Annotated in this window: 11 protein-coding genes; 7 read left to right on the forward strand and 4 right to left on the reverse strand. The window is 34.7% G+C overall.

Annotation, left to right across the window (positions count from 1 at the left end; all coding sequences use genetic code 11):
- Positions 1-6: 6 nt before the first annotated feature.
- Both KO509_RS06345 and KO509_RS06350 read right to left on the reverse strand, forming a co-directional pair.
- Positions 7-1,167, reverse strand: a complete 1,161-nt coding sequence (locus KO509_RS06345) for an endonuclease/exonuclease/phosphatase family protein (protein WP_215972508.1) — start codon at positions 1,165-1,167, stop codon at positions 7-9.
- Between the two features lie 77 nt (positions 1,168-1,244).
- Positions 1,245-1,868 (reverse strand): TetR/AcrR family transcriptional regulator, encoded by a 624-nt coding sequence (locus tag KO509_RS06350; protein WP_215972448.1) that lies wholly within the window; start codon positions 1,866-1,868, stop codon positions 1,245-1,247.
- Positions 1,869-2,350: 482 nt separating this feature from the next.
- Here KO509_RS06350 and KO509_RS06355 point away from each other — a divergent pair, with 482 nt between their 5' ends.
- The 7 genes from KO509_RS06355 (at position 2,351) to KO509_RS06385 (ending at position 10,461) form a co-directional block, all read left to right on the forward strand.
- Positions 2,351-5,470, forward strand: coding sequence for a TonB-dependent receptor (locus KO509_RS06355; protein ID WP_215972449.1), 3,120 nt, complete (start codon positions 2,351-2,353; stop codon positions 5,468-5,470).
- A gap of 130 nt (positions 5,471-5,600) precedes the next feature.
- Positions 5,601-6,101, forward strand: coding sequence for a cytidine deaminase (locus tag KO509_RS06360; RefSeq protein WP_354668414.1), 501 nt, complete (start codon positions 5,601-5,603; stop codon positions 6,099-6,101).
- Positions 6,102-6,157: 56 nt separating this feature from the next.
- Positions 6,158-7,459 carry a thymidine phosphorylase gene (deoA, locus tag KO509_RS06365; RefSeq protein WP_215972451.1) on the forward strand — a complete coding sequence of 434 codons (1,302 nt, stop codon included), beginning with the start codon at positions 6,158-6,160 and terminating at the stop codon, positions 7,457-7,459.
- 205 nt (positions 7,460-7,664) lie between these two features.
- On the forward strand, positions 7,665-8,015 hold the full coding sequence (locus KO509_RS06370; RefSeq protein WP_215972452.1) for an HIT domain-containing protein: 351 nt from the start codon (positions 7,665-7,667) through the stop codon (positions 8,013-8,015).
- A gap of 121 nt (positions 8,016-8,136) precedes the next feature.
- Positions 8,137-9,201 (forward strand): histidine kinase, encoded by a 1,065-nt coding sequence (locus KO509_RS06375; protein ID WP_215972453.1) that lies wholly within the window; start codon positions 8,137-8,139, stop codon positions 9,199-9,201.
- A gap of 44 nt (positions 9,202-9,245) precedes the next feature.
- Complete coding sequence (locus tag KO509_RS06380) at positions 9,246-10,100, forward strand: LytTR family DNA-binding domain-containing protein (protein ID WP_215972454.1); 855 nt, start codon at positions 9,246-9,248, stop codon at positions 10,098-10,100.
- A 91-nt stretch (positions 10,101-10,191) separates the two neighbouring features.
- Complete coding sequence (locus KO509_RS06385; protein ID WP_215972455.1) at positions 10,192-10,461, forward strand: acylphosphatase; 270 nt, start codon at positions 10,192-10,194, stop codon at positions 10,459-10,461.
- A gap of 39 nt (positions 10,462-10,500) precedes the next feature.
- On the opposite strand, the gene KO509_RS06390 is transcribed toward KO509_RS06385, so the two are convergent.
- Both KO509_RS06390 and ilvN read right to left on the reverse strand, forming a co-directional pair.
- Positions 10,501-10,710, reverse strand: coding sequence for a DUF1653 domain-containing protein (locus KO509_RS06390; protein WP_215972456.1), 210 nt, complete (start codon positions 10,708-10,710; stop codon positions 10,501-10,503).
- An 88-nt stretch (positions 10,711-10,798) separates the two neighbouring features.
- Positions 10,799-11,296, reverse strand: coding sequence for an acetolactate synthase small subunit (ilvN, locus tag KO509_RS06395; protein WP_215972457.1), 498 nt, complete (start codon positions 11,294-11,296; stop codon positions 10,799-10,801).
- Positions 11,297-11,330: the final 34 nt, after the last annotated feature.

The following is an 11,330-nucleotide window of genomic DNA, read 5'->3' on the forward strand; positions in this document are numbered from 1 at the left end:
AAAAAATTATTTAGTTAAGTCAAGGTCAACCCAGACAAGTCTATGATCTGATGAAGCTTGTCTATCTTTGATTAATCGAAAAGCTTCGTCATTTTTCTGTGGCCAAAATACGCCAGAATCTCTAATTGTAAAGCCAACTACAGAAGGAAGAACGTAATCTGCTCGCATTCCCCAGTATGCTGTATGATATTTAGCATTTATATTATCACTTTTATGTAACTGGCCACCTAAGCTTGTTGGCATAGGATCTTGTAATTTACTGTCGGTAATTAGCGCTTCAATACTCGAATTAATTGCGTCACCTTCAACACTAGAGGCATTTTGATCGCCTACTATAACAAAAGGTTGATTAGGGGATAATCCACCTTTGTTGCCATTATCATCATAGATGTAGCTAGCTTGTGTGTTATTAATGTAATCAAACCAAAAACGAATTTCATCATGATTACGTTTACCGTTACGATTCTCTGGGCCATCGAACACAGGTGGTGTCGGGTGGCTAGCTAGAACATGCACTGTCTGGCCATTAATATTTACTGGAATATCCCAATGTGATTTTGATGATAACCTTAAGTTACTCCAAACATCTTCACTAAACCAAGGCTCTTTAGTACTTGGGTCAATTGGCTTCAAAGCGCCTGGCATATCACGCCATTTGAAGAGCTGGAAAGTTCTAATTGCTTTTTCATCAATAGGGTATTTTGATAATAATACCATGCCATAATGACCTTCAAAATAGCCATAACCATGTAAATTATTCGTGGTTGGTTGATTATCTTTATTGTCATTATTGGTGTTTTTGTTTACTTTTACACCGGTATTAACAGTACCTTGATAAAAGTAAGGGTAATGAATCTCGTTTTGTTTATTCTGTCCATTACCTAAATAGTTCTTCATAAAATAAAGAATGTTTTCATGATTTTTATCTACATGATCAAATTCATTTAGTAAAATGATATCAGGATTAACACGTTGGATTATTTCAGCAATATTTTTAATTTGTGGATTATTACCTCTTAACGCTTGCGTAAGTTCATCACCTGTTACGTTAGGTGTTCTATTCGGTGACGGTTTTGCATAGTTGAATGCTTCCATACTGACATTGAAGGTTGCGATACGTAGTTTAGTTGTTGCTTCTGTATTTAGTTGTGTGTTATTTGCAGCCATAGCTTTACTCGCAATAGTTGTATTTAATAGAAAAGCACTAAATAGTATTAACCCATTTAACTTAAAAAAGTTTTTTATCATTTTAATTTACAGCCTCGTAAAATTATATCTGTCAGAAAATTTGTAACATGTTCAATATCATCGCTCTCATAATCAGCACGATTCATAATGGTTAATATTTGATTGTCAAAATCAGCATAGTGTTGAGTTGACGACCAAATAAGCAATATTAAGTTGACTGGGTCTACTGCATGCATTTCACCGTTATCAATCCAGTGCTGAAATATTTTTGCTTTCTCTCTCACCCATTGACGAAGGTAGGTGCGGGCAAAATCTTTTAGGTGTTGAGCACCTTGAATAATTTCCATCGCATAAATCTTAGACGCTTTTGGGTTATTGAAAGACATAGCAACTTTAGCCCGAATAAATTTTTCTATCGCAAGCTTTGGACCATCTTCGAGTAAAATATCACCGATGCCTTCATCCCACATGTTAAGGGTTTTTTCTAAAACAGCATGATATATATTTTCTTTATTTTTAAAGTAATATAAAACATTAGCTTTAGGTAACCCCGCGTTATCTGCGATAGATTGCACAGTGGCTCCTTTATATCCTTGTAATATAAATTCGTCTTGAGCGGCAATCAGTATTTTATCGGTACTGATTGTTCGTATTTTTTGTGATTTAGAGTTTTTATTCATTTTTATTTGATTTTTAACTAATATTGACTATTTTTCATAAGAGATTACATAACTTTTACTGGTGATTATTAACCATTTTTCCATTAAATCATAGCAAGGTTACACTGAAGTTAAAGGGGATTTTTATGGTTACATCTACCATAATCAATACCAATAATATGTACTTTTTTAGTGGTTATATTTCTGACTATTTTTAGTTTCTTGTCCTGTTGGTCTATTTATTTATTTCTAAATAATCTGTTAATCCTATAGATCTTGTCTATAAAAAGCAAAAAGCTGACCTTTTGGTTCGTTTTTTATCATAACGCTTTTTTTTTAAGTGAAATTGAGTTAATTTATACAGGTATGTAATAAAAATGTAATGAAACTTTGGTTAAATTGACTACATTGCTTTAGGTCAGATAAAAACGGTAAACAAACTTTAGATGAGTATTGTCTGAAGAAAATAATAATTTATACATAAAACACATAGGAATATTAACATGAAAACCCACTCTATCTCTCGAATAGCGGGCGCCCTTGTTGTTGCGCTTGGTTTGTCAACCTCTGTTATTTCAACAGATGTTGCTGCAAACACAACTTCTTCGGGTATTAAAGGTCAAATTGTCGGTCCTAACGGCAATGCTGCTGCTGGTACAAAAATTACGATTGTACATGTACCATCAGGAACGACGAAAACAGCTGTTGTAAATGAATCAGGTCAATTCTCTGCTAAGGGTCTACGTGTTGGCGGACCTTATAACATTATTATTGATTCAAATAGCTTTAAAGATACTGAGTTATCGAATGTATTTTTAACCTTAGGTGAAACTTACCCTGTTAGTGTTTCATTAGAAGCGCAACAATCTATAGAAACTATCGAGATAACGGGACGTGTAGTTAATAGTAATTATGGTAGCACTAGTCCTGCTTCTAATTTTAATTTACAAGATATTGAACTAGCACCAAGCGTTGATCGTGATCTGAAAGACGTTATTCGTGTTGATCCTCGTGTATATATTAATGAATCTAGCTCAAATGCAATTGTTTGTGCCGGTGGTAATCCACGCTTTAACAGTCTAACTGTTGATGGCGCACGTATGAATGATAACTTTGGTTTGAATGGCAATGGTTATCCAACAGTTCGTATTCCATTTTCATATGATGCAATTGATCAAGTTTCTGTTGAGCTAGCACCTTTTGATGTTCAATATGGTGGCTTTACCTCTTGTAACATTAATGCTGTAACTAAATCTGGTGGTAATGAGCTACATGGTAGTGTTTTTGTTGATTACACAAGCGACTCGTTAAAAGGTGATAGTTTAGAAGGCGATTCTATTGATACAGGTAGTTATAACGAAAAACGTTATGGTTTTAATGTTGGCTTCCCATTAATAGAAGATGAATTATTCTTCTTTGCTGCTTATGAAAAGTTAGATGGCTCTCAAATCATGCAATATACTGCATTTGATAATGGCGCTATTTCACAAAGTGATATTGATAACATTATTCAAATATCAAAAGATAATTATAATTATGATCCAGGTACAATGGTACCTAGTATTCCAGTTGATGATGAAAAAATCTTAGTTAAGTTAGATTGGAACATTAATGAGCAACATCGTTTAAACTTTGTTTATAACTACAATGATGGTTATGAAATTGGTCAATCTGACGAAGGTTCTACACGACTATCATTATCTAACCATTTTTATGAACGTGGTGCAGAATTTACGTCTTATGTTTCATCTTTATATTCAGATTGGACAGATAACTTTTCTACTGAGTTTCGTTTAGGTTATTCTAAATTAGATAATCGTCAAACGTCTTTAGATGAATCAAGTGGTTTTGGTGAGTTTAGAATTGAAGATGTTGGTTCTGGAGGCGTTGATGTTTATTTAGGGCCAGATGATTCTCGTCAATCAAATGAATTGAACTACGATACGCTATCATTAAAAATTGCCGGTACTTATTATCTAGATGAACATGAGTTATATTTTGGCTTTGAAAGAGAAGAGCTTGATGTTTTCAATTTATTTGTTCAACATTCTCAAACTGAAACGCGTTTTAATAATGTTACCGACTTTGAAAATGGTTTAGCTGATGATGTTTACTATGGTAATGCGGCTTCACTTAATCCTGCTGATGCTGCTGGTGAATTTAGCTATGCATTAAATACGGTATACTTTCAAGATAAGTTTGAGTTAGAGTCATATGATGTCACCATCACTGCTGGTCTTCGTTATGATTGGTATACAAGTGATGATAAACCAAATTACAACCCTAACTTCGAATCACGTTATGGTTTTTCAAACGCTCAAAACTTAGATGGTATTGATTTACTTCAACCACGTTTAGGTTTGAATTGGGTTGTTAATGATCAATTAGAAGTTCGTGCCGGTGCTGGTCTTTACTCTGGTGGTAATCCAAACGTTTGGATTTCTAATAGTTATTCAAATGATGGTGTTCGTAATATTCAAGATAGCTCTGTAAGAGATGCATATATTTTGGGTCCTGATGCTATTGCTTTTGATGGTACTGGACAAGCAGGGTATGATATTCCTGTTCAATCAATTAACAATGTGAGCACAGGAACTGCAGATTCAAGCACAAACTCAACTGATCCTGGTTTTGAAATTCCTTCAGAATGGAAATATTCATTAGGTCTTACTTATGTTACTGAATCAGAATATGTAATCACAGCAGATTACTTATACACAGACAAAGAAAACTCTGCGATTGTAAATGATTTAGCAGCAGTAGTAACTGATGTCGCTCCTGATGGCAGACGCATCTATGAAAGTTCTCGTGGTTTTGATAATGACTTCTTCTTAACAAATGTTAGTGGTCAAGATGGCGAAACAACTGTTGTATCTTTCGGTGTTAGTAAAGAGTATGAAAATGGGTTATCAATGACAGCTTCTTATGCGTTTACAGAAGCTAAAGATGTTCACCCAATGACTAGTTCAGTTGCCTTTTCTAACTACCATGGCATTGCAGTTTCTGATCCACAGTCTCCAGGCGTTGCAACTTCAAATTACGAAGTTCCACATAGATTTACATTAAATGTACATTACTCTCATGAATTCTTTGATGGCTTAGACACAAACTTTAGTTTGTTCGGTCAAGCGATGCAAACTCATGGTTATGATTATAACTTCTCTAATAACTCAAGTGGATTTGGTTATAACGACTCTAATCGCCAGTTATTATATGTTCCAACAGAAAGTGATAGTAAAGTTATTTATGGTGCTGATTTTGATTTAGATGCATTTAACAACTTTATTGCTTCTGAAGGTCTAACTCGCGGTGAAATCATGGAGCGTAATAGCCTTGACGGTGGTTGGTGGACTAAGTTTGATGTTCGTGTAGAGCAAGAAATTCCTGGTTTCACTGAAGATCATAAAGCAAGTGCTTACTTTGTAATAGAAAACGTTGGTAACTTCTTAAATGATGATTGGGGTGTACTTAAAGAAGGTAACTTCTTACAAGGTGCTGTAGAAGCTTCAATTACTGATGACGGTCAATATTCATATAATAAGTTTACTTCTCCTAGTTACAAAAGTAGACAAACTGATGCATCATTATGGGAAATTCGTATCGGTGTTAGTTACGATTTCTAATCATTAGTTTATAAAAAAGTCATTTTAAAAACCGTGCTTTATCGCACGGTTTTTTTATGTCTAAATTTTAGTTATTTTAATTATATTTTTAGAAAAATATTTACTACTAAATTTAATAATTGATGTTAGTATATCTAAATACTTGACCGTATGGTCAAGTAATATTCTTAAGCTAGAAAAAGTGAGTAAATTAATGAGTAACAATATTGATGCTAGTGTTTGGCAAAACCTTGTCGACAATGCAAAGCAAGCTTACCAGCAAGCTTATGCACCTTATAGTGAGTTTAGAGTAGGTGCTGCCGCGTTAACGACAGATACTAAAATAGTGCAAGGCTGTAATGTTGAAAATGCATCTTACGGGTTAACTGTTTGCGCTGAACGTAATTGTATTGCTCAAGGTGTTATTCATAATCCAAGTAATAAAACTGTTGAGTTCACGGCATTGGTTGTTTATACCGAGCAAGAAATATTGACGCCGCCGTGTGGTGCTTGCCGACAAGTAATTGCTGAATTTTTCCCTCAAGATGCGCTAATTATGGCAGCTAACCATTTGAATCAACAGCAGCACTGGACGGTGGCAGAGTTATTGCCAGATGCATTTACTCCCTACAACCTTATCAATAAAACTTAGTAAACATATAACAACGAATTAAAATAATAATTAAAAAAGACAGAAAGGATTAAACAATGTTATTACCCCAAGAAATTATCGCTAAAAAGCGAGATGGTAAAGTACTTAAACAAGATGAAATTAAATTTTTTGTTGATGGCTTAGTATCTAATAATTTTAATGATGCGCAAGTTGGCGCAATGGCAATGGCAATTTTTCAAAAAGGCTTAGTACCACAAGAAACTGTAGAATTAACAAAAGCCATGATGCATTCAGGGGAGGTATTATCTTGGCAGCATTTAGACGGACCTGTTATTGATAAACATTCGACTGGCGGGGTTGGTGACAAAGTTAGCTTTATGCTTGCAGCTATTGTTGCTGCTTGTGGTGGTTATGTTCCAATGATATCAGGGCGAGGGCTTGGCCATACTGGAGGCACTGCAGATAAGCTTGAAAGTATAGCGGGTTTTAATGTTCAGCCTAATTTATCTGATTTTAAACGCATTGTTGCTGATCTCGGTGTCGCTATCATTGCTCAAACTCCTGATTTAGCACCAGCAGACAGACGTTTATATGCTATTAGAGATGTTACTGCAACAGTGGCGTCTATTCCTCTTATCACGGCGTCTATTTTATCTAAAAAACTTGCTGCGGGCCTTGATGTGTTAGTCATGGATATAAAAATGGGCAATGGCGCTCAAATGGAAGATTTAAGTCAAGCAAAAGCGTTGGCAGATAGTATTACCAGTGTTTCTAACGGTGCAGGGGTGAACACTCAAGCTATTATTACTGATATGAATCAAGTGCTTGGTAATACTGCGGGTAATGCGTTAGAAATGTATGAAACCGTAAAATATTTAACGGGTAAGCTTCGTGAGCCAAGGCTTCATCAAGTGGTTGTAACTTTAGCTAAAGCGATGTTAATCAATAGTAAACTTGCTAAGAGTGATGATGAAGCACAAGTAAAAATAGACAATGCATTAGATTCAGGTAAAGCGGCTGAAATTTTTGCTAAAATGATCAGTGCTTTAGGTGGACCAACAGATCTACTTGAGCAGCCTTGGCGTTCAATGAATAAAGCAGAGCATATCATTGAAATATTATCGCCTTGCAATGGATATATTAAAGCAATGCAAACGCGTGACATTGGTTTTTCTGTTGTTGGTTTAGGTGGTGGGCGTATTAGTAATGATCAAAAAATTGACCATAGTGTTGGTTTTGATCGTATTTTACCTATTGGCACACGTGTAAACCGAGGTGATGTTATTGCAAGGGTGCATGCAAGCTCTCTCGATAGCGCTGAACTTGCTAGTAAACAATATACAGATGCAGTAAGTTTTTCAGATACGCCAGTAGATGAAGCACAAATTATTTATTAATGTTTAAATCACCATTTACTTTTATTTCTACTCTGCCGTTTGAGTAGAAATAAATTGTATAAAGAACAGTGAGTGTAAGCAATCAGGGTAAAATTTTTATCTTTTACCGATGTTTTTTATGAAGGATAATTTAGTTGTTTACCGAACTTTGTTTTAACGTAAAATAGAAAGAAATCATAAAGTAACTTATATTGTAGAGACCACTATGACAGATGAAACTATTTTTTCTAAAATTATTAGACAAGAAATCCCAACCCCATTACTTTACCAAGATGAATTAGTAAGCGCTTTTAGAGATATTGCCCCGCGCGTAAGTACTCATATTTTAATTGTACCTAATAAGCATATCCCGACCACTAATGATGTTACTGACGCTGATGAGTTAACCATGGGACGTATGTTCACTGTTGCTAGAAAGTTAGCTAAACAAGAAGGGGTTGATGAAAGTGGTTATCGCTTGATTGTAAATTGTAATAAAGATGGTGGACAAGAAGTCTATCATATTCATATGCATTTACTTGGAGGTCAACGTTTAGGTGAAATGTTAGCGCTTTGATTCTCTTTTAAGTGGGAAAAACGATAAGTAGTTATATTGGTAAGATTAAAGACAGTGCACTTAATTGTTGGCTACCGCATAATTAAGGTATATGTAGATATTATACTTTCTAGGATTTTATGTGAATTGGAAAGCATTGCTCGAAAATCGAAATCGCCTATTCTGGCTTGTACATTCTGCAGGTTGGTTTGGCTTTGCTTTAGTGCATTATTTGGGGTCCTTGCTTCATGATTTGCGCGATATATTTGTCGTTATTATTTTTTTAAATGCTTATGCTGGCTGGTTGCTTTCTGTTCCTCTTCGCTATATATATCGTAGAGTTTGGAATCTTCCGCCATTTAAAATAGCGCTGGTGGTGATTTTTTCTTCTTACATCACCGGTGTTTTATGGCAAGTCGTTAAAAACCTAAATTATTGGGAAATATATAAACATGGTTATAAGCCGGATTTTATATTGATGTATACCCAATCAAGTGTTTGGTCATTTTATATTATTCTCAGTTGGAGTGTTTTGTACTTTGGTACTAAGTATTATCAAATGTTACAAGTTGAAAAGCAAAATGTATTAAAAGCAAATTCAGTTGCCCATCAAGCTCAGTTAAAAATGTTGCGATATCAGCTTAATCCGCACTTTTTATTTAATACACTTAATGCTATTTCAACCCTCATACTGTTAAAGGATAATGCTACGGCTAATGGCATGGTTACTAGATTAAGTGAATTTTTACGTTATTCTCTTGATAAAGATCCGATGAAAAAAGTTAGCCTAAACAGTGAAATTCAAGCACTAGAGCTATATTTGGATATAGAGAAAGTCCGTTTTGAAGAACGGTTGCAAGTTCATATTTCTATCAATGAAAATTGCGAAAAGGCATTAGTACCTAGCATGATTTTACAACCGATTGCTGAGAACGCAATTAAGCATGCAGTAGCCACGCAAGAACGAGGCGGTAGTATTACAATTACGGTAAATAAATTTGCAAACGATTTAATGATAGAGCTAGCGGATGATGGGCCTGGTGCAGAGATAGTTGATGGTAATTTATATAGAGAAAATGGGGTCGGGTTAGTGAATACTCGTGAACGTTTAAATGCTCTATATGGTAACAATTATTCGCTTGTTGTTGCTAATAATATTCCTTCTGGTGTTAAAGTAAGTATTCGTATGCCGTTTGAATTATTATAATGTGTTCAATAAAACCATTTACAACACATTATCAGGGTTGAGTTATGATTTTTCGCACAATTATTGTAGATGATGAGCCACTTGCTCGAAAGGGACTAAGTATACGTCTACAGAGCTTTAACGATATCCATATCATTAAACAATGCAGTAATGGTAGAGAAGCTATTGAAACAATAAAAGAATGTCAGGTCGACTTAATGTTTCTTGATATTCAAATGCCTGGATTAACTGGCTTTCAGGTTATTGATGAAATTGAAAAGCAAGGGTTGAAAATGCCAATGGTGGTGTTTGCCACAGCGTTTGATCAGTATGCGATTAAAGCTTTTGAAGTATTGGCGCTCGATTATATTTTAAAGCCAACCAATGAAGATCGTCTTGCTCAGACACTCGACAAAATTAGACAACACTTCAGATCAAGTACCGATGCAGAGCATAAGTCTAAATTGATTCGATTAGTCAGTGATGTTACCGGTAATGATTACCAACAGATTTTAACCGAGCTTACTAATAATCAGCCTGTTAGCTTGTCTAATTATTCCGATATATTAGCGATTAAAGATGTTGGTGAAGTGACCAGAGTCCCAGTCAAAGATATTATTTGGATCGATGCTGCAGGAGATTATATGTGTGTTCATACCACTAATACTATGCAGCAACAGTCGCAAGATATCCCACAAGAAAACACACATATCTTAAGAAAAACAATGAAACAACTTGAAGAGCACCTTGATCCTAAAGTGTTTATTAGAAACCATCGTTCTACCATTGTTAATAAAGATTATGTGGAAAAATTTTGTAGCCAAGCAAGTGGTGAGTATTTGTTGGTATTGAAAAATGGCAAAGAATTAAAGGTAAGTCGCAGCTATAAAGAAAAAGTTAAACAAGCTATAAATAGCTAATTTTATTGTCTAGTTTAATTTTTAATTTAAAATTAGCGTCTATACTTTAGTTTATGTAAGTATCAATAATATAATTAAAAGAGTCTACATAATGAATGTTAGTTACATTAGTCATATATCAGGGAAAGTCCAAGGGGTCTACTTTCGGGTATCAAGTCAACAAAAGGCAATTGAATATGGACTTAGTGGTTATGCTCGAAACTTAGCTGATGGTGACGTAGAAGTCTTTCTTTCGGGGAAAGATGTTGATGTCCAAAAAATGCTAGTGTGGTTAGAAACTGGTCCTACACTAGCAGAGGTTACCAAAATTCAACACAAACAAGTCGATTGGCAAGAGCATAATTTTTTTTCTATCAGCTAATAGCTGCTAAGTGTAATCTACACTTTCAATAGATAGTCATCATTCTTCTATATATTTGAAGCGCTGTATTTTTTTTCCATCTCTAACAATCGTTTCGTTGAACATTGCTAAAGGGCGAACCCAAATATCATCTACGTTGTCGAAGGGGTGATAAACAACCAAATATTCTTCTGTTTCACTATGTTTTGCAAGGTGAAGTACTTGATAATAATTCCCTTTAAAGTGTTGATATTTTCCTAATTTAATCATTAAATATTTCCAATAATGTAAAGTTAAAATAATGTTGTAAAGTAAATATACTTTACAACATCTTATTTTTAAGGAGATTAAGCTAATGTTATATTCGTAAAGACTTATCGCCACGTGCCATGCCAACACAACCTGAACGCGCTGATTCTATGATTTCTGTTTCATTACTTAATACTTCAATAAAGGCATTAAGTTTATCACTATTCCCTGTTAATTCTATTGTATAAACCTGTTTACCAATATCGATAATAGAACCCCGAAAAATATCTGTAACTCGTTTAACTTCTGTGCGTGCTTTGTCATTTACAGCCGCAACTTTAACCAGTAGTAATTCCCGTTCTACATGTTTTCTATCAATTAGCTCAGATATTTTAATAACGTCAACTAACTTATTTACTTGCTTAACAATTTGCTCTAAAACTTTGTCATCACCTATGGTTGAAATGGTGATTCGAGATAAGCTGTTATCATCCGTTGGAGCAACAGTTAAGCTCTCTATATTAAAAGCGCGTTGAGAAAAAAGCCCTACGATACGTGATAGAGCACCGGCTTCATTTTCCAGTAAAATGGCTAAAATATGTCGCATTATGCCTTATCTCCTTTAGTGGTTATATCAGCCC

Origin of the sequence: Colwellia sp. C2M11 (assembly GCF_018860915.1) — a bacterium.
In the GTDB taxonomy this organism is placed as follows: Bacteria; Pseudomonadota; Gammaproteobacteria; order Enterobacterales; family Alteromonadaceae; genus Colwellia.

Excerpts from the sequence above, each read along its gene's own strand:
- KO509_RS06380 (WP_215972454.1), top strand. The coding sequence starts at position 9,246 with ATGATTTTTCGCACAATTATTGTAGATGATGAGCCACTTGCTCGAAAG.
- KO509_RS06390 (WP_215972456.1), bottom strand. The coding sequence starts at position 10,710 with ATGATTAAATTAGGAAAATATCAACACTTTAAAGGGAATTATTATCAA.
- KO509_RS06370 (WP_215972452.1), top strand. The coding sequence starts at position 7,665 with ATGACAGATGAAACTATTTTTTCTAAAATTATTAGACAAGAAATCCCA.
- ilvN (WP_215972457.1), bottom strand. The coding sequence starts at position 11,296 with ATGCGACATATTTTAGCCATTTTACTGGAAAATGAAGCCGGTGCTCTA.
- KO509_RS06350 (WP_215972448.1), bottom strand. The coding sequence starts at position 1,868 with ATGAATAAAAACTCTAAATCACAAAAAATACGAACAATCAGTACCGAT.
- deoA (WP_215972451.1), top strand. The coding sequence starts at position 6,158 with ATGTTATTACCCCAAGAAATTATCGCTAAAAAGCGAGATGGTAAAGTA.
- KO509_RS06345 (WP_215972508.1), bottom strand. The coding sequence starts at position 1,167 with ATGGCTGCAAATAACACACAACTAAATACAGAAGCAACAACTAAACTA.
- KO509_RS06385 (WP_215972455.1), top strand. The coding sequence starts at position 10,192 with ATGAATGTTAGTTACATTAGTCATATATCAGGGAAAGTCCAAGGGGTC.
- KO509_RS06355 (WP_215972449.1), top strand. The coding sequence starts at position 2,351 with ATGAAAACCCACTCTATCTCTCGAATAGCGGGCGCCCTTGTTGTTGCG.